This is a genomic window from Prevotella sp. DNF00663 (assembly GCF_001553265.1).
GTDB lineage: Bacteria > Bacteroidota > Bacteroidia > Bacteroidales > Bacteroidaceae > Prevotella.
The window spans coordinates 36754-54616 of record NZ_KQ960644.1 but is presented as its reverse complement, the minus strand read 5'-3'; the positions used below and the strand labels follow the sequence as shown (position 1 = coordinate 54616).

Annotated in this window: 16 protein-coding genes, 2 tRNA genes and 2 pseudogenes; 13 read left to right on the top strand and 7 right to left on the bottom strand. The window is 42.6% G+C overall.

All coding sequences use genetic code 11. From position 1 onward, the window contains the following. Both HMPREF3034_RS08615 and HMPREF3034_RS12650 read left to right on the top strand, forming a co-directional pair. A pseudogene (locus tag HMPREF3034_RS08615) lies at nucleotides 1-978 on the top strand (hypothetical protein); the annotation flags it as partial. A gap of 159 nt (nucleotides 979-1137) precedes the next feature. After that, nucleotides 1138-1365 carry a hypothetical protein gene (locus HMPREF3034_RS12650; RefSeq protein ID WP_156431084.1) on the top strand — a complete coding sequence of 76 codons (228 nt, stop codon included), beginning with the start codon at nucleotides 1138-1140 and terminating at the stop codon, nucleotides 1363-1365. 24 nt (nucleotides 1366-1389) lie between these two features. Here HMPREF3034_RS12650 and HMPREF3034_RS08605 read toward each other — a convergent pair. The 3 genes and pseudogenes from HMPREF3034_RS08605 to HMPREF3034_RS08595 form a co-directional block, all read right to left on the bottom strand. Next, nucleotides 1390-1710: pseudogene (locus HMPREF3034_RS08605) on the bottom strand (conjugal transfer protein TraG); the annotation flags it as partial. A 267-nt stretch (nucleotides 1711-1977) separates the two neighbouring features. After that, the gene (locus HMPREF3034_RS08600) at nucleotides 1978-2646 is read right to left on the bottom strand and encodes a bifunctional 4-hydroxy-2-oxoglutarate aldolase/2-dehydro-3-deoxy-phosphogluconate aldolase (RefSeq protein ID WP_036896527.1); all 669 of its coding nucleotides are present in this window, start codon (nucleotides 2644-2646) and stop codon (nucleotides 1978-1980) included. A gap of 13 nt (nucleotides 2647-2659) precedes the next feature. Further along, nucleotides 2660-3682, bottom strand: a complete 1023-nt coding sequence (locus HMPREF3034_RS08595; protein WP_062434837.1) for a sugar kinase — start codon at nucleotides 3680-3682, stop codon at nucleotides 2660-2662. A gap of 262 nt (nucleotides 3683-3944) precedes the next feature. On the opposite strand from HMPREF3034_RS08595, the gene HMPREF3034_RS08590 reads away from it, so the two are divergent. The 5 genes from HMPREF3034_RS08590 to HMPREF3034_RS08570 are packed head-to-tail and all read left to right on the top strand — an operon-like array spanning nucleotide 3945 to nucleotide 8708. After that, nucleotides 3945-5009, top strand: a complete 1065-nt coding sequence (locus HMPREF3034_RS08590) for a LacI family DNA-binding transcriptional regulator (RefSeq protein WP_062434833.1) — start codon at nucleotides 3945-3947, stop codon at nucleotides 5007-5009. Between the two features lie 24 nt (nucleotides 5010-5033). Next, nucleotides 5034-6326 carry a Na+/H+ antiporter NhaC family protein gene (locus tag HMPREF3034_RS08585; protein ID WP_036896487.1) on the top strand — a complete coding sequence of 431 codons (1293 nt, stop codon included), beginning with the start codon at nucleotides 5034-5036 and terminating at the stop codon, nucleotides 6324-6326. Nucleotides 6327-6338: 12 nt separating this feature from the next. Next, on the top strand, nucleotides 6339-7037 hold the full coding sequence (locus tag HMPREF3034_RS08580) for a hypothetical protein (protein WP_036896488.1): 699 nt from the start codon (nucleotides 6339-6341) through the stop codon (nucleotides 7035-7037). 56 nt (nucleotides 7038-7093) lie between these two features. After that, nucleotides 7094-7801: a glycoside hydrolase family 25 protein gene (locus HMPREF3034_RS08575; protein WP_062434828.1), complete on the top strand. Its 708-nt coding sequence runs from the start codon at nucleotides 7094-7096 to the stop codon at nucleotides 7799-7801. Nucleotides 7802-7811: 10 nt separating this feature from the next. Beyond that, a complete protein-coding gene (locus HMPREF3034_RS08570) occupies nucleotides 7812-8708 on the top strand; it encodes an outer membrane protein assembly factor BamD (RefSeq protein ID WP_052052768.1) in 897 nt (298 codons plus the stop codon). 40 nt (nucleotides 8709-8748) lie between these two features. On the opposite strand, the gene HMPREF3034_RS08565 is transcribed toward HMPREF3034_RS08570, so the two are convergent. Then, a tRNA-Pro gene (locus HMPREF3034_RS08565) sits at nucleotides 8749-8822 on the bottom strand. A gap of 236 nt (nucleotides 8823-9058) precedes the next feature. On the opposite strand from HMPREF3034_RS08565, the gene HMPREF3034_RS08560 reads away from it, so the two are divergent. After that, entirely contained in the window at nucleotides 9059-10144 is a 1086-nt protein-coding gene (locus tag HMPREF3034_RS08560) for an AAA family ATPase (protein ID WP_062434825.1), read from the top strand. Here HMPREF3034_RS08560 and HMPREF3034_RS08555 read toward each other — a convergent pair. After that, nucleotides 10133-10828: an alpha/beta hydrolase-fold protein gene (locus tag HMPREF3034_RS08555; protein WP_197421751.1), complete on the bottom strand. Its 696-nt coding sequence runs from the start codon at nucleotides 10826-10828 to the stop codon at nucleotides 10133-10135. The two genes, HMPREF3034_RS08560 and HMPREF3034_RS08555, sit on opposite strands and share 12 nt — an antisense overlap. A 145-nt stretch (nucleotides 10829-10973) precedes the next feature. Here HMPREF3034_RS08555 and HMPREF3034_RS08550 point away from each other — a divergent pair, with 145 nt between their 5' ends. Both HMPREF3034_RS08550 and HMPREF3034_RS08545 read left to right on the top strand, forming a co-directional pair. Then, nucleotides 10974-12323: an MATE family efflux transporter gene (locus HMPREF3034_RS08550; protein WP_062434822.1), complete on the top strand. Its 1350-nt coding sequence runs from the start codon at nucleotides 10974-10976 to the stop codon at nucleotides 12321-12323. 461 nt (nucleotides 12324-12784) lie between these two features. Beyond that, a complete protein-coding gene (locus HMPREF3034_RS08545; RefSeq protein WP_036896492.1) occupies nucleotides 12785-13381 on the top strand; it encodes a sigma-70 family RNA polymerase sigma factor in 597 nt (198 codons plus the stop codon). Here the strand turns inward: HMPREF3034_RS08545 and rpe are convergent. Both rpe and HMPREF3034_RS13085 read right to left on the bottom strand, forming a co-directional pair. After that, entirely contained in the window at nucleotides 13378-14037 is a 660-nt protein-coding gene (gene rpe, locus HMPREF3034_RS08540; RefSeq protein ID WP_062434817.1) for a ribulose-phosphate 3-epimerase, read from the bottom strand. The genes HMPREF3034_RS08545 and rpe overlap by 4 nt on opposite strands. A gap of 17 nt (nucleotides 14038-14054) precedes the next feature. Beyond that, the gene (locus HMPREF3034_RS13085) at nucleotides 14055-14180 is read right to left on the bottom strand and encodes a hypothetical protein (RefSeq protein ID WP_255347956.1); all 126 of its coding nucleotides are present in this window, start codon (nucleotides 14178-14180) and stop codon (nucleotides 14055-14057) included. A 136-nt stretch (nucleotides 14181-14316) separates the two neighbouring features. Between HMPREF3034_RS13085 and HMPREF3034_RS08535 the strand changes: the two genes are divergently transcribed. From HMPREF3034_RS08535 to HMPREF3034_RS08525, 3 genes are all read left to right on the top strand, one after another. Then, a complete protein-coding gene (locus tag HMPREF3034_RS08535; protein ID WP_062434813.1) occupies nucleotides 14317-16899 on the top strand; it encodes an endonuclease MutS2 in 2583 nt (860 codons plus the stop codon). A gap of 198 nt (nucleotides 16900-17097) precedes the next feature. Next, nucleotides 17098-17171: transfer RNA gene (locus tag HMPREF3034_RS08530), tRNA-Thr, on the top strand. A gap of 162 nt (nucleotides 17172-17333) precedes the next feature. Continuing rightward, nucleotides 17334-17861 (top strand): DUF4199 domain-containing protein, encoded by a 528-nt coding sequence (locus HMPREF3034_RS08525; RefSeq protein ID WP_036896495.1) that lies wholly within the window; start codon nucleotides 17334-17336, stop codon nucleotides 17859-17861. The last annotated feature ends 2 nt before the right edge of the window (nucleotides 17862-17863 follow it).

Here is a 17863-nt window from a genome sequence, read left to right as displayed (position 1 = left end):
GGAAAAAGTCCTGACGAGAACGCTTACCTCAAGTTCCATGTCTCCCGCGAAAATATCAAGAACGGCAACGCCGTCATCGCCGTGAAGAACGGACTGCACGGACCGAACGGAAAGAAAGGAAATATTAGAGTTATGTGGTCATGGCATCTGTGGTTCGCCCAAAAGGACGCGCTTGAGACCATAAAAGCCTATAACCATCATTATAAGTTCGCCAAGCAGCCGCTTGGTTTCGCCTACCGTAAATGGGAAGGGTCCCCCTTCAACAAGCAGCGCACGGTCCGCCTGACGGTGGAACAGGTCTACGGCAACGGCGAAAAGAAGCATGCCACCATCGACATCACGCAGGAAGCCGTCACCACCTTCAAGGAGTTCTCCTCCACTCTCTACCAGTTCGGTCGCAAGGATGCCTTCCCCAGCATCAGTTTCGATAAAAATGTCGCTAGTGAGCATATTGCCGATGGTGAGTTAAAAACAAAAACCGGTGATGAAATGTCCGTTGCGCACAGTATCATGTATCCTGAACTTTACTACACTAGCGGCACGGGTTGGAAAGATAACTACGGTTACTACAACCTCTGGTCGATGGATAACACCGAACCGGATCCCAATGGCAATAACGTTGTTAAGACCATCTTCGACCCCTGCCCCGTCGGTTTCCACGTGCCCGCGTCAAACGTTTTCAACTGTTTCACGATAAATGAATCGATCGGCTGGTTAATGAAAGTAAGCGGTAAGTGGGACCAGGGCTGGCACTTCAAAAAGAACGATTCTCCTGATGTCACCTTATATTTTCCCGCTCTGCCTTGTCGCGACGAGAACGGCAAGTTGAACGACACCTCGAGTAACACCGTATACTATTGGACATCCAATCCGTTTTACAACACGTCCGGCTATAGACTGAAAATCGACAATACTCTGATAAGTTGCGGCGATGACAATCGGGTGTTGGGGCTCCCCATCCTTCCCATCGCAAAATAATTCGATTCATTTGATTGATAGCCTGTGGCCTTCAAAGCCACAGGCTTACATTCTGGCGAAGCCGGTCGGCAATATTTTTTTTCGGGGCTTTGCCCCCTCTCTGGTTGCGCCCTCCAACCAGAGTTCAATGAAAAAGTAATCAGCAAGTAAGATAAAGGTATGACAAGTAAGGAAATCATCGCATTGGAGTACGGCAACACCTGTTGCATCCGCCTCTATAGGGAAAGTCTTTTGAAGGAGCAGAAAGAAGTCACCACGCATACAGACCCTTCGTATACTTGGCAAGCTTCCCGTTCAGACAGTTTACTCACAGTCTGGTATCTCCCCTCTATGGATTCGCTTCAGATGTTATGTTATCTAGAATATTCTATTTATAACCTCTATTAGACCAATAGATTTATATAGAATCTATTAGCCTTTTATCAAATCTTTCAATTTGGGGTCATTTTTAATTCTTTCAATCTCTGAATCCACCAGTGAGAGTATTTCTTGCTTCACTTTACGATAGTTGGCTTCAATAGTCTCTTTGAGATTATCGGAGCCTTCTTCGTTTTGGAACTCGGCTATGACGGGAATGAGACGATAGGCTTTCATTTCGGCAGAAACCTTGGCACTATCCACCACTATCTCTGCATGGAAAATCTTTTGGTCGATGCGCTCGTCAAAGTTGTCGGAGACTGCTCCCACAAACATACCTTGGGTAAGGTTGCTGATTTTCGATGCAGGGATAAGCTTGACTCTGAAACAAATATCTGACTCTCTTCCAATAAAAGAACTGACAATTCCCTGGGGGCACAGTCATCAAATTAATACTAAAAACTCATCACTACTCACTCCTACCCAATCACTCCTTATATACTGCAAAACCTCTGCAATATCGCTGCCTAGACTTTTCAGCGTTGCTGTTTGGTTTTTTCAGCAATGCTGCCACAGCCGTGCAGTAATATCACAGAGGCTATTAAAATTATTAATAACAGTATTCTTATTAAAGAATATGTTCTATCTAGCCTTGGCAATATAGCCCAAAGCCTCTTTACACTTAGCAGTAATAGCCTGCCAATTGGCAGCTGCTATCACATCTTTAGGGAACAATTGCGACCCCATACCGACGCAAAGTACCCCCGACTTTATCCACGAAGTGAGGTTCTCTTCATCGGGCGACACAGCACCAGTCACCATGATATTGCTCCAACGCAACGGACCAAGCACATTCTTCACAAACGACGGACCACCAACATTGCCTGCAGGGAATACCTTCGTGACATCGCAACCGGCTGCTTGTGCATCGCTAATCTCGCTGACACTGCCACATCCGGGAGAATAAGGTACCAATCGACGATTACATACCGGTGCAATTTCGGGATTAAAATTAGGGCCTACAATAAAGTTGGCACCCAATTGCATATACAAGGCAGCCGTAGGAGCGTCTATAACTGTACCTGCACCCAGTATCATCTCAGGGCATTCAGACGCTGCCCACTTTACTAATTCACCGAAAATTTCATGTGCAAAGTCACCACGATTGGTAAATTCAAACACTCGCACGCCACCCTCATAGCACGCTTTGATGACATTCTTGCAAATATCTACATTGTTATTAAAGAATACAGGTACCATTCCGGTAACCCGCATGGCTTCTATCACCTGAACTTTATTAAATCTTGCCATTGTCGTAGTTGTATTATCGTTGTACTCTACCGTTTGCATTACCCCCTGCCAAACTCTCTACTTCTGCAACAGAGACTATATTAAAGTCACCGGGAATCGTATGTTTCAAAGCAGAGGCAGCCACCGCAAACTCCAAAGCATCAGCTTGGTTGTCGTAAGTTAACAGTCCATGAATGAGTCCACCAGAGAAACTATCGCCTCCACCAACGCGGTCTATGATAGGCAAAATGTCGTAACGCTTACTCTGATAGAATTCTTTACCATTGTAGATGAGCGCTTTCCAACCATTATGAGAAGCAGAGATAGATTCCCTTAACGTGCTGACAACATACTTAAAACAAAATTGTTCCATCATGGCTTTGAAGATATTGTAATATCCCTCAGCATCTGTTTTGCCCCCTTCCACATCAGCATTAGGCTTAAATCCAAGGCATAATTGAGCATCTTCCTCATTACCTATGCACACATCGACATACTGCATAAGAGGCTTCATGATGCTTTGCGCCTTTTCAGGTGTCCATAGTTTCTTTCTAAAATTCAAATCACAGCTCACGGTTACACCATGTCTTTGTGCGGCTTCACAAGCCAACTTAGTGAGTTCAGCAGCCTTATCGCTGATAGCCGGAGTTATTCCACTCCAATGGAACCACTGTGCATCCTGCATTATCACATCAAAGTCGAAGTCTGAAAGTTCAGCCTCGGCCATGCTACTTCCGGCTCTGTCGTATATCACTTTCGACGGTCTCATGCTCGCACCACTTTCCAAATAATAGATTCCAAGCCTATTACCACCACGTGCCACATACGATGTATTGACTCCAAAACGCCGTAAAGCGTTAACAGCACACTGCCCTATCTCGTGAACAGGAACCTTGGAAACGAAGTAAGCTTCATCTCCATAATTGGCACAACTCACTGCTACATTGGCTTCACCACCTCCATAAACTACGTCATAGGAATCACTTTGTACAAATCTTTTTTGTCCGGGAGAAGACAGGCGAAGCATAATCTCGCCCATTGTTACTACTTTTGCCATTACAATTAATTTATTGTTTGTCAGATATTGATTATCTTTTCGGCAAATATAAACAATATTTTGCAAAGCAGAAAAACTAAAAGCACAAAATTAAAATTCATTGTGTAGGCACACACCTTTTTCTTTTTAAGCGCGTAAAATTCAAAAAAAAATATGTAAGTTTGCAAAGTATAATTTGCAAAGTATAATATGTATAAAAGCATACGGTGAGGGAATCATCCTTTTGTCGTTATGTTCTTGCAAACTATCTATTAGAATTTCAATGACTGAAAGAATCAGAATCAAAGACATTGCGAAAAGAGCAGGAGTCTCCGTTGGAACTGTAGACCGTATCCTACATAACCGCCCCAATGTGTCGGCAGAAGCACGTAGAAAGGTAGAGAAAGCATTGGCAGAAATGAATTATCAGCCCAATATGTATGCCAGCGCATTGGCCTATAACAAGTCGTATACATTCTATCTCATCCTACCCAAGCACGACTCGGAAGCCTATTGGGAAGAGATTGAAGAAGGGGCAAAGAAAGCAACAGAAGCTCGTAGAGATTTTCATATTGAAATCCAAATTCTCTTCTACGACCGATTTGATGACGAGTCTTTCAACAATACATGTGCGACTTGTCTGGAAGCCGCTCCCGATGGTGTAGTTGTAGTACCGGTATTATTAGAAATCACACGCAGATTTACGGATAAACTGCACGATCAGAACATCCCTTTCATCATGCTAGACTCTTATATGCCCGATTTAAGACCACTGTCTTTCCTCGGTCAAGACTCGTTTGCTAGTGGATACTTTGCAGCCAAGATGCTGATGTTGATAGCTTCACAAGAGTCGGAAATCATGTTGATGAAGCAGATGAAGAATGGTATTGTGGTCAGTAAACAGCAAAATAACCGCGAAGTTGGACTTAGACATTACATGAATGACCATTTCCCTGAGATTAAGATTATCGAAGTTAATCTGCCTCAAGATGGCTCTAAGAGAGAATACGACCATATTCTTGAGCAATTCTTTTCGACACATCCACACCTGCATCACTGTATTACACTGAACTCTAAAGCACATCTTGTCGGTGATTTCCTACTCCGTACAAATCGCCGGGACGTTCAGATTATGGGCTATGATATGGTAGAGAAGAATGCTCAATGCCTCAGACAAGGTAGCATATCTTTCTTGATTGCCCAACATGCATTCCAACAAGGCTACGGTTGTATAGAGACTTTGTTCAAAGCTATCGTATTGAAAAAGAAAGTAGAACCGGTCAACTACATGCCGATAGAGCTTCTCACGAAAGAGAATGTAGACTTCTACCGTCGCACACAATTATAAATCGTTTTAGCAGGATATAAAATATTGAAAACCAAGAGAGGGTTGTTGGCACTCACGCCACTTGCTGTATTACTCACATTCATTGTGATATTCACTATATATTCTGTTAGCAAGACAGACCAAGAGGGCAACCTTTCGCTAACAGTAGCTTTTCTTGTGGCCAGCGTATATGCCATTGCCATACCCGGAACATCATCTCTTAACAAAAAGATAGAGATTTATAGCCGAGGAGCGGGAAGTAGCAATCTACTGCTAATGCTATGGATTTACATCTTGGCAGGGGCTTTTGCGTCCTCCGCCAAAAGCATGGGAAGCATCGACGCAACAGTAAATTTTGCCATGAGTGTGCTACCGGCGAGTCTCCTTTTGCCCGGTCTCTTTCTGGCAGCATGCTTCATCTCTATCTCAATAGGGACAAGTGTAGGAACCATCGTAGCCCTGACACCTATCGCAGTAGGCATCGCCCATTCCACAAACTTCAATATTCCATTGGTAACAGCGATTATTGTGGGAGGCGCATACTTTGGAGACAATCTCTCATTCATATCAGATACCACCGTCGTTGCCACACAAACGCAAGGCTGTAAGATGAGCGACAAGTTCAAAGTAAATGCCCGTATTGTAGCTCCTGCAGCCATTTTGGTACTGATAGCATACGCTACCATCGGCACGGATGTACAATTGCCATCCCAACTTCCACCTGTGGAATACGTAAAAGTAGTTCCTTACCTCGTGGTTTTGATAACTGCTATTTTGGGAATGAACGTCATGGCGGTGCTGACTATCGGACTTCTACTCTGCGGAATCATTGGTATTATCAATGGGAATTACAATATTTTCCAATGGTTTGGTACGATGGGAACCGGTATACTAGGCATGGGAGAACTCATTATCATAGCCATGATGGCTGGAGGAATGTTGGAAATCGTACGAGAGAATGGAGGTATAGACTTCATCATACAAAAATTGACAGCTCATATTAACGGTAAACGAGGTGCCGAACTTACCATCGCCGCACTGGTATCATTCGTCAATATCTGTACAGCAAACAACACCGTGGCTATCTTGACAGTTGGTAATATCTCTAAAAAGATAGGAGATAAATATGGTGTAGACAATAGAAAGGCAGCTAGTATACTGGATACATTCTCTTGTTGTGTGCAAGGTGTCATACCATACGGCATACAAATGCTGTTGGCTGCGGGCCTTGCCGACATCAATCCGATAGATATTATCCCTTGTCTATATTACCCTATGGCGATTGGAGTATTTGCTTTACTGGCCATTCTACTTAGACTTCCAAAACAATATTCTTAAAACGATTCAAGTATGGACATCATCAAACGAAACCTATTTGCAGAGTTAAGAATACAACACTTTGCCTCCGACGAAAAGCCGGAGCCAATGTCTCGATTCAAACAAAAAAGATTAGAGGGATTATTGGCGAATATTGACTATAACAACAAAGGGAAAGCAACACTTAGTACTCCTATTCTCAACAGACGCTTGAAACATATTCAAGAGGCGGAACGACATGCCATAGACACTTCTATGGAAACACTCGACCTCTTAAATATTATTGTTTCCAACATCAATGCAACCATAAACAGCGGTATTTCTATCAAAGGAATCATTCTATTGGGACAATATTTGCGCACCAAAGGCGATAAGGTAGATTTCATAAAACTAGAACAATGGCTTCGGAAATTGCACATCAGCCGAATGGCTCAGTTGCAAGGAAGTATCCTTATACAGTTCTTTGGCTTTGAAATAGATGAGATTCCATTTGTCGAATTCCTAGAAAAAGACTCTTTCAGGCTCATGAATAGGACGGTAACTCACACAGAATCCGACCAAAAAGAAGAATGGCACTTTAGACAAGATAAAACTGGATTCGTGCATAACAACCCTACCTTATTGCGCAAAAACCTGAGAAGAAGCATTCGCTATGTCAAGTTTGCACCCATAGAGACCATTAGTAACTTCATAGGAAACTTTGCACGATCGCTTTCAGAGATAGAAGAATAAGCAAAATATATTTAATTTTCTTTGTCATTACTGCCTTTTACCGTATTTTTGCAAATATGAATCAATTTCTAAAGAAAGCTATATATATCCTTTTCGGGCTCTTATTCTCTATCCAATTACAAGCTCAGGACTATTATATACAATGTGAAGACACTTGTTCACATATCCATGGTATTGACCTAAGTCACTATCAAGGCGATGTATTTTGGGAGACAATAGGAGACAACACCAAGATGGCATACGTGTATTTGAAAGCTACCGAGGGGGGAGACAGGATTGATGCTAAGTACGAACGCAACATTGAGTTGGCACATAAATACGGACTTAAAGTAGGCTCCTACCATTTCTTCCGCCCTAAAACAAATCTCACGGCACAGTTACAAAACTTCATGACACAGTGTAGACCAGCCGACCAAGACCTCATTCCAATGATTGATATTGAGACAAAAAGTGGTCTTTCTACTGACGAATTTTGCGATTCACTCTTCAAATTCATTGACATGGTAGAAGCTGCATACCATCAAAAGCCACTAATATACACTTTCACAAACTTCTACGACAACTATCTACTGGGCAAACTCGACAACTACGAGTTAATGATAGCCCAATATACACAGAGAGAACCGGTCTTGAAAGACAACAGAGACTTCATTATGTGGCAATATACCGGTAAAGGTAGAATCAATGGTATCAATGGATACGTAGACAAAAGTCGCATGATGGGCAATCACAGTCTAAGAGAAATCAGATTCAGACACAGATAAATCATTTACTATGACACCAACAGAAAACAATCAAAAAAGCGGTAAACGCACTTCATTCATCCTTGGTTTCGTCATTGCCATATTCGCTTGTGGTATCTTTTTCTACTTTTATACCAACACATCCGGCAATAAAGAGAAGGAAGCATACGAATACGCGATGAAGAGTACAGACCCTAACGTACTGCAGAGTTACCTTGATAGCTATGCCGACGCACCGGAGGAGCATCGCGATAGCATCCAAGCCCACTTATCTATGTTAAGGTCTATTGATAAAGACTGGACCAATGCGGTGGTCAGCAACTCCAAATCCATGCTGGAAGATTACCTAGCTGCTCACCCGAATTCGCCCCATAAGCAAGAAACTCTCAGCAAGATTGACTCCATAGATTGGCAAACGGTGTCGACAGCCAACAGTATCGACGCTTACAATTCATACATGGAAGACCATCCAAGTGGTGCATTCTTCGAGCAAGCCAAGGATGCCATCAAGACCATCAAGGCCAAAACTGTTCAACCGGAAGAGCTACAAATGATTAGCACAAGTTTCCGTAACTTCTTCCATGCCATTGAAACAAGGAACGAAGATGCTCTACTAAGCACAGTCAATAACATCCTTACCTCATTCTTAGGCAAGCAAGATGCCATCAAAAGCGATGTTATTACTTTCATGCATAAGATATATAAGGACGACATGACGAGTATGCAATGGATTCTCAACAATAATTATAAGATTTCAAAGAAAGAAGTTGGGCTAGACGAATACGAATATACCGTCACTTTCTCTGCCATACAAAGTACTGAATATACTGATGCTAGCAAGAATACGAAGACCAAATACAGATTCAATGCGAAGACTGGTCCCGACGGAAAGATAACAGAACTCAATATGTCGAGAATCATTGAGTAAACGAAAATAAAAAAGCATACCTAATTGGTATGCTTTTTTGTCGGGGCGACAGGATTCGAACCTGCGACCACCTGGTCCCAAACCAGGCGCGCTACCGGGCTGCGCTACACCCCGTTGCAATGTTTAGAAACCGTAATTTCTGAATTGCGAGTGCAAAGGTAACAACATTTTCTAATACTACCAAATTTTATCTTCACTTTTTCCAGACCTTTTTTATTTATCTATCTGTTGACAATTATGAGTCGACAGCTTATTATCAATAACTACAATATAAAGGTATAATTTGGCACTATGCAGGAAATTGACTAATTTTGTCACTCATTTACAACCATAACAACAGATTGAAGAGAATGAAAGAAATCAAGAAAATCGTACTTACAGGTGGCCCATGCGCCGGTAAAACCACAGCTTTAGTCAAGGTGATAGAGCACTTTTCCAGCCTAGGCTTTAAAGTTTTTACTATTCCTGAAGTCCCTACTCTCTTCAGTCAATCAGGTATGGACTATCTCACCTCAAACCCTCAACTGTTCTACGAAGGTGAAAAAGCCACCTTAGAAGTACAATTAGAGCTTGAAAACAAGTTCATTCGCATGGCCGAAACATGTACAGAACCCGTTGTCATCATTTGTGATCGTGGCGTAATGGACATCTCTGCTTACATGAAATCTGAGATGTGGGATAAGATTATTGGCGATATTGGCGTCACAACAGCACAATTGCGCGATGCTCGATACGACGCCGTACTCCACCTAGTCTCGGCTGCCGACGGTGCAGAAAACTATTACACCAATAGCAACAACAAGCATCGAAGCGAGGGATTGGAGTTAGCTCGGCAACTTGATAAGAAAGTTATCGAAGCTTGGACAGGCCATCCGCACTTGCGCGTCATCAACAATCACGAGAATTTCGATAACAAACTCTATCGCGTACTCAAAGAAATCTCAAGTGTACTTGGACTTCCCCAGCCTATTGTTGAGGAACGGAAATATATCGTAGAATGTATTGCCGACATCTCCGGAAGCATTGAGAGCGAGATAACACAAACCTACTTAGTGGCCGACCCCGGCTGCGAAGTAAGACTTCGCCAGCGTAGTTGGAATGGTAAAAATGTAAATGTACACACCACTAAGAAGAGGCTTTCCGAAACAGAACAACTAGAGACAGAGCGTCAAATCAGCAATAACCTTTATGCATCGATGCTACAACAGGCCGATCCTTACCGACAAACGATTCGTAAAATGCGCAAGAGTTTCATTTGGAAAGGACAATATTTTGAACTCGACACGTATCTCAGCCCCATTGAAAACCTTGTGATACTTGAGACGAAAGGGGTAGAAAAGCAAGAAGACGTGAAGTTTCCACCTTTTATTAAAGTCATCAAAGACATCACCGGCAATGCCGATTACTATAATTACAACCTTGCTTTACGACGCTGACAATTGCCTCAAAGCCCATATAAAGCCCTTGGCGGTTCGCTCAACCGACTGTTGGAAATGATTACCGGGATTCCATTCCAAGATTGATGACATCCCCACTTGCTGTTGACATAATTCATATTGTCGCCTAATGCATTCCCCAACCAAAACCATCTGTTGGTTGCGAGTATGTTCTTCGCGATCCCCCAAACTTAAATAGACAGCCTTTACATGCTGCGGATGATGCTCTGCAAACTCCAACCAACGCGGAAACCATACCGACGGAGAAGCTGCTACAACTGCTTGAAACATATTTGACTGGCAGCCAACCCATAAGGCAAATAGCCCCGCCAAGGAGTAACCACCTATTATATATATAGGTGACTTCGCCACAACACGCTTATCTCGCAATGCAGGAATCATCTGTTTTATAATAACTTGCAACGTATCGGCTGCACCATCACCAAACGCTTGTTTCCCAAATACAGGCGGAGTCGACCACGGTGACAACTCTTCCAACCATTGTTCGATGGGATATGCGACAAGCAGAAATGATTCATCAACCGCTCCCGCAATCATATCCACTTCCTCATCAAGCACTTCTAGATTGTGCTCATCAACCGGTTGGATCAGCACATAATTTGCATCTACATTTCCATACATACGGCAATTACGCTTATTTATCAAGATTTCCGTTTTCTCCATCTCCTCTTTCTTTGGCTAAAATCACCTTTAAAGTTATTCATTTTCCTGTACCAACCCACCATAAACGGTACTTTTTTATATTTTTCCCATCTCTCATACCCACCACACCTCATAATTTAACTATCTTTGCACTCATATGTTAAAGATGTATTCATATTCCAATCATTACAAGTCGTTAATCACTTTAGGGTTTCCCATCATTGTCGGGCAAATCGGAACCATTATTCTCGGTACTGCCGATACACTGATGATAGGACATCATAGCACGCAAGAACTGGCGGCAGCAGCCTTTGTCAACAATCTGTTTGTATTAGTCCTCATCTTCTCCATGGGCTTTTCTTATGGTTTCACCCCTATTGTAGGCTCGATGTTTGGACAAGGAAAAAGCCGAAGAATTGGCGAATTTCTAAAGAACAGTCTCCTTGCCAACAGCCTGTTAGCCATCATTGTTATGGGCTTACTAGGCTTTCTATATCTCAATATACACCATTTAGGGCAGCCCAAAGAGTTACTTCCGCTTATGCGTCCCTATTTCATCATCAATCTAGTTTCCATACCTTCTGTTGCATGGTTCAACACATTCAAGCAATTATCCGATGGTACTGGCGACACGAAGACACCCATGTGGATACTGTTAGGTGGCAATCTCTTAAACATCCTAGGCAACTATATTCTGATATATGGCAAGATGGGGCTGCCGGAATTAGGACTGCTAGGTGCCGGAATCGCTACTATGGTCTCTCGCATAATCATGGCCATTGCATACTTCTACATATTTTTCTTCACCAACAGACATCAGGAAATACGCCGAGGCTATCATGAAGGTAATCTCAATCGCAAAGATTTCGTCCATCTCAACAAACTTGGATGGCCATTGGCATTTCAGATGGGAATGGAAACTGCAGCTTTCAGTCTCAGCTCTATTATGGTAGGATGGATTGGAACCACTGCTCTTGCAGCCCATCAAGTCATTTTAACCATTTCACAATACTTTTATATGGTTTACTATGGCATGGCTGCTGCTGTCGCCGTAAGAACCAGTCACTTCCATGGACAGCACGATTATAAGAATATCCAATGCACAGCTACAGCCGGCTTTCATCTTGTTCTCGCGATAGCAGTAATGATCTCTATCCCCGTATTGGCATTTCGTAGCTCTATCGGTGGTTGCTTTACCGACAACCTAGAGGTGACAACGCTTGTATCAGAAGTCATCATCGTACTCTTCATCTATCAGTTTGGCGATGGCATGCAATGTAACTACGCCAATGCTTTACGTGGAATGGCAGATGTAAAGCCACTAACCATCGTTGCCTTTATAGCCTACTTTGTCATATCCCTACCCACCGGTTACTTCTTAGGCATACGCTATCAATACGGCCTGCTGGGTATTTGGGCTGCCTTCCCCATTGGCCTGACCACTGCAGGAATCCTATATTATTATTTTTTCAAGCGTCGATTAAACTCCTACACCAATCACTCTGTCCACTCATAATCCCCTCACTCTTCACTCATACCGCATCGTTTTTCACTCCTAACTCACCACTTCTCACTCCTAACTCATCATTCTCCACTTACTGCCAAGCCTCGGCAAGAGTGCTGTCTTGCCTTTTCAGCAATGCTGCAAAAGCTTGGCAGCCATACTGTTAAGCTCTTGCAACAAAGTCAAGAAATAGACAATTATGTTAAAAAAAAGACTTTTGTGGGTCTAAAATTTGCTTTTATCAAATGAAAAACCTACATTTGCGGTATTAGTTTTCATGATTTCGACCATTTTATCGAAATCTATTTTTGAGGTTGGTAGCATCCTGCACCAACCTCTTTTTTATATCATAAATTTGGTAAATTGGTAAAATCATCTTAACTTTGCATATAATTAACAGTTCTAAGACAATAGTTTTATAAGTTTATCAGCCTATCGATACACATTTACTTGAAACAATTAACTTTTAAGAAATGAACAATCTCCAAGAGATGACCGATGAGGAATTGGCTCTCCGTTATATAGACGGAGACAATAGGGCTTTTGATTTATTATTGTCACGCAACCAATCCAAACTCTTCTCCTACATACTTTTCGTTGTCAGAGACCGCGAAGTTGCTGACGACATATTCCAAGAAACTTTCGTTAAAGTTATCTGCAAACTCAAACAACGTAAGTATACGACAAGTGGGAAATTCTCTGCTTGGCTTACGCGTATAGCCCATAATGTTATCATGGACTGGTATAGAGCCCAAAAAACGGAAAAGATAGTTGAGCCGACACAAGATAACGACCTTTCAAACCTGCATGTACAGCAAACTATCACAAGCAATATAGAAAACTATTACGTCTATCAACAGACACTCAACGACGTAAAGCAGATGATGAATCTACTCCCAGCCCCACAGCGCGAGGTGGTATTCATGCGCTATTACCAAGAATTATCGTTCAAAGAAATTGCCGAACTTACCAATGTAAGTATCAATACTTCGTTGGGAAGAATGCGCTACGCTCTGCTCAATATGCGCAGAATGGCTAAAGAACACAACGTAGCGCTGGTGATTGATTAAATTTTCTTCAATTCTTTTAGAGAATGGATGGTGGCTATAGGGTCCCTTGACTTAAACACATAGCTACCACTTACAAGTGCATCTACTCCAGCTTCTACGAGCCGGGGAGCCGTTTCCCCCTGCACCCCTCCATCGACTTCAATGAGCGCATGACTACCTGTACGCTGTATCAACTCGCGAAGTCGAGCCACTTTATCAATTGTGTTTTCTATAAATTTCTGTCCACCAAATCCGGGATTCACACTCATCAACAATACCAAGTCCAAATCCTTGATAACATCTTCCAACACCCAAACTGGTGTAGAGGGATTTAAACTTACTCCCGCTTTCATTCCTGCTGCATGAATTTGTTGAATAGCACGATGCAGATGGGTGCATGCTTCATAATGGATTGTCATATATTCGGCACCGCATTTAGCAGTCTGCTCTATATAGCGTTCGGGGTTCACAATCATCAAATGCACGTCCAACGGCTTATTACAAGCTTTACTTACAGCTTCCAAAACAGGAAAACCAAATGATATGTTCGGCACAAACACACCGTCCATCACATCCATATGCAACCAGTCGGCATCACTTTTATTAATCATTTCCACATCGCTCTTCAAGTCAATGAAATTGGCCGACAACAACGAAGGAGATACAATAGTCTTCATTCTTTAAATAGATGGGATTAATTAAAACAACATACAGTTTCTTTACCATTCACATTGGCAACACGATAATGATAGGCTATCTGCCTAATAATATGCAAGGTCTGCTCTGACGGTTTCAATTCTTCTTGGGTAAAAATTTTCATAGGCAATGTTTATTGGTTTTATTATTTAAACGACGTGGACTTGTCTTTATTACATCGAAAACCGAATATTTTCACAGTCGAAGAAAAATGTGTAACTTCGCGCCCATATTCAATAAAGAAAAGAAGCTACTCTATCATGATATATCCCACTAATTTTGAGGAAAAAATAGGATTTCGGGAAATCCGAGAACTGCTGAAAACGCATTGCCTGTCGACACTGGGTAAAGAAGAAATAGACAAGATAACCTTCACTGACGAACCCGATACCATCAACGAGTGGATGAAGCAAATCAGAGAATTCCGTCGTATATTGGAATCACAGGAAGATTTCCCATTGGAATATTTCTTCGATATGCGTGCTGCCATAGCTCGCATCAGACTCGAAAACACCCACTTGGAAGAGGAAGAACTTTTCGATTTAAGACGTTCAATAGACACTATCGGACGCATTGTGAAGTTTCTTTCACGTGGTGTAGAGGAAGATGACGAAGCCAGTGATTATGCTGCCACGCCCGGAGAACGTGGAGAATACCCGTCTCTCTACACATTGGCCGACGGTGTTGCCACCTTTCCGCTGCTCATACAGCGTATAGACCAAATTCTAGATAAATTTGGTCGTCTACGCGATAACGCCTCTCCCACTCTTCTCAACATACGTCGCGAATTGAAACGAACAGAAGGTTCTATCTCGCGTACCTTATATAATATATTACATATGGCACAAAGCGAAGGAGTCGTAGACAAAGATGTGGCTCCCACTTTGCGCGATGGACGCCTCGTAATACCTGTTGCCCCGACCCTGAAACGCAAAATTAAAGGTATCATACATGATGAGTCGGCAACGGGACGAACAGTCTATATAGAGCCCACCGAAGTGGTAGAAGCCAACAACAGAATACGAGAACTAGAAAGCGATGAACGACATGAGGTCATTCGCATATTGACAGAAGTCACTAAGAAGATTCGTCCACATGTACACGAGTTGCTCGACGCCTATCATTTCTTGGGACTGGTAGACTTAATACGGGCTAAGGCGGAGACTGCAAAACAGATGCTTGCTTTCGAGCCTACAGTAGAGTCAAAACCTGTAATCGATTGGATACAAGCCATTCATCCCCTCTTACGCATTACCCTAGAGAGACAACAGAAGCGTGTAGTGCCCTTAGACATTACGCTGACTAAAGAAAAGCGTATCCTCATTATATCCGGTCCAAATGCTGGAGGAAAAAGTGTCTGCTTGAAGACTGTAGGATTATTACAATATATGCTGCAATGCGGACTGAGCATCCCGGTTGGCGACCGTTCACAAGCAGGCGTATTTGAGAACATCATGATTGACATCGGAGACGAACAGAGCATGGAAAACGACCTAAGTACATACTCCAGTCACCTGATGAACATGAAGAATATGATGAAGCAAGCCAATGATCGAACAATTATATTGATTGATGAATTTGGCTCAGGAACGGAGCCACAGATTGGTGGAGCTATTGCTGAAAGTGTACTCAACAATCTTGCCGACAAAGGAACTTGGGGCGTTATCACCACTCACTATCAGAATCTAAAGCATTTCGCAGACAATCATGACTGCGCCGCAAATGGTGCAATGCTCTATGACCGACATGAAATGAAAGCGCTTTTCCAATTGGCTATCGGCCGACCGGGAAGTTCCTTTGCTATCGAGATAGCACGAAAGACCGGTTTACCCGAAGCCGTTATCAATGAAGCATCAGAGATTGTGGGGAACGATTACATTCAAAGCGACAAATATCTACAAGACATTGTACGCGACAAACGATATTGGGAAGGCAAAAGACAGACTGCCCGACTCCGTGAGAAAGACATGGAAAAGACTATAGCCCGATACGAAGACAGCATCAACGAGATTGAGCAACAGCGCAAAGAAATACTTAGAAAGGCAAAAGCGCAAGCAGAAGAACTCATCAAAGAGAGTAATAAGCGTATTGAGAATACAATTCGAGAGATTCGAGAAAAACAAGCTGAGAAAGAAGAAACCAAACGTATTCGACAAGAACTGAAGAAATTTGAGGAAAGCATCAGCGATATTGACACAAAAGCTAACGACGATCTCATCGCTCGTAAGATTGAACAGATTAAACAACGCAAAGAGAGAAAAGCTCAACGCAAGAAAGACAAGGCCCACCAAGAGGCACATGCGGTTGAGGTTTTGCGCAATGCTACAGACAAACGTACACCTAGCACCCATAACAAACCGCTTGTTGTGGGTGATACCGTACGCATCAAGGGACTAAAAACGATTGGTACGATTGAAACTATAGAGGGCAACTCATGTACCGCAATATTCGGTGGCATGCGTTCAAAGTTGAAACTTGATCGATTAGAAGCAGTACAAGACCTTCCGGAAACCAACTTGACAAAGAGCAATAAAACCATTGAGAAAATCTCTACAGGAGTAAATAAGCAGACACGCGACACCATTGATGACCACCGACAAAACTTCCATCAAGACTTAGATGTGAGAGGTATGCGAGGCGACGAAGCACTGAATGCCGTGCAATATTTTATTGATGACGCTATTCTTGTGGGAATGAGCCGAGTCAGAATACTCCACGGGAAAGGTAATGGAATCCTCCGCCAACTCATCAGACAATATCTCGCGACTATCCCTAACGTCATTAGATATGCCGACGAACACGTACAATTCGGTGGTGCAGGAATCACCGTCGTGGACATGTAAGTTATAAATATATGTTAATAAAAGCAGAATTCCAAGCTGGTTTCTTCCTTTTATTATTCAAATTATGTACCTTTGCACCCGCTTTATAAGCAAAACATGGGCAAGTCTCATACGGCCAGCTCCCTTTGAATCCCCCAGGGTGGGAACGCAGCAAGGGTATTAGGTTGTAGCGGCGCGATATGAACAGCTTGCCCACCTGCCTCTTTAGCTCAGTTGGCCAGAGCACGTGATTTGTAATCTCGGGGTCGTTGGTTCGAATCCGACAAGAGGCTCAAGAAGGAATAGAACGTACATTCATTGTAGCTCTGTTCCTTTTACATTTTCAAGCAGACCTCTAGCTCCCGTCTAAAAAAACACAATTTTTCTCAACTTATGGCATATTATGTGGGAATTTGCGTATTTTTGCAACTAAATACAAACGCATTTTTCTGTTAATGATAAACATTCGTTCCATCTTACAAATGCAAGCTTTCGCCCGATTAGACGGTGTCTATTTGGCCATTTTATGGATTGTAAGTTTCCTAAGCACGATCTATTTACCTGAAATAGGAATTGGTGGGTTCCTTGTTTTGTTCACTCCGTTCTTCGTAGGGTGGCGATTGACAAAATTTAGAGACTACGCTTTAGATGGCATCATTCCTCTTGGACGTGCTATACTATATTGTATGGATGTGTTCTTCTGCGGTGCTTTCATCTTTTCAGCATTCCAATTTTTCTATCTAAGCCTTGTAGATGATGGGCAGTTCACCTCGATGTTGACATCAACGGCCATATTAATGGACACCATAACCGGCTCAAAAGGGCACGAATATACTAAAGCCATAAGCTTCTATACTCAAATGTCGCCTCTGTCGTTGACCTCCATCTTCATGATAGATGAAATCATTTTAGGTTTCATCGTTACGCCTGTAATTGCCCTTTTCTGCTTCAGACGAACTAAAAAGAACATTATAAAACACTAAAT

Bases quoted from the DNA above. Each gene is read 5' to 3' on its own strand.
- HMPREF3034_RS08535 (WP_062434813.1), top strand. From the start codon at position 14,317: ATGATATATCCCACTAATTTTGAGGAAAAAATAGGATTTCGGGAAATC.
- HMPREF3034_RS08600 (WP_036896527.1), bottom strand. From the start codon at position 2,646: ATGGCAAGATTTAATAAAGTTCAGGTGATAGAAGCCATGCGGGTTACC.
- HMPREF3034_RS08555 (WP_197421751.1), bottom strand. From the start codon at position 10,828: ATGGAGAAAACGGAAATCTTGATAAATAAGCGTAATTGCCGTATGTAT.
- HMPREF3034_RS08590 (WP_062434833.1), top strand. From the start codon at position 3,945: ATGACTGAAAGAATCAGAATCAAAGACATTGCGAAAAGAGCAGGAGTC.
- HMPREF3034_RS12650 (WP_156431084.1), top strand. From the start codon at position 1,138: ATGACAAGTAAGGAAATCATCGCATTGGAGTACGGCAACACCTGTTGC.
- HMPREF3034_RS08580 (WP_036896488.1), top strand. From the start codon at position 6,339: ATGGACATCATCAAACGAAACCTATTTGCAGAGTTAAGAATACAACAC.
- HMPREF3034_RS08525 (WP_036896495.1), top strand. From the start codon at position 17,334: ATGATAAACATTCGTTCCATCTTACAAATGCAAGCTTTCGCCCGATTA.
- HMPREF3034_RS08550 (WP_062434822.1), top strand. From the start codon at position 10,974: ATGTATTCATATTCCAATCATTACAAGTCGTTAATCACTTTAGGGTTT.
- HMPREF3034_RS13085 (WP_255347956.1), bottom strand. From the start codon at position 14,180: ATGAAAATTTTTACCCAAGAAGAATTGAAACCGTCAGAGCAGACCTTG.
- HMPREF3034_RS08545 (WP_036896492.1), top strand. From the start codon at position 12,785: ATGAACAATCTCCAAGAGATGACCGATGAGGAATTGGCTCTCCGTTAT.
- HMPREF3034_RS08595 (WP_062434837.1), bottom strand. From the start codon at position 3,682: ATGGCAAAAGTAGTAACAATGGGCGAGATTATGCTTCGCCTGTCTTCT.
- HMPREF3034_RS08570 (WP_052052768.1), top strand. From the start codon at position 7,812: ATGACACCAACAGAAAACAATCAAAAAAGCGGTAAACGCACTTCATTC.
- HMPREF3034_RS08575 (WP_062434828.1), top strand. From the start codon at position 7,094: ATGAATCAATTTCTAAAGAAAGCTATATATATCCTTTTCGGGCTCTTA.
- rpe (WP_062434817.1), bottom strand. From the start codon at position 14,037: ATGAAGACTATTGTATCTCCTTCGTTGTTGTCGGCCAATTTCATTGAC.
- HMPREF3034_RS08560 (WP_062434825.1), top strand. From the start codon at position 9,059: ATGAAAGAAATCAAGAAAATCGTACTTACAGGTGGCCCATGCGCCGGT.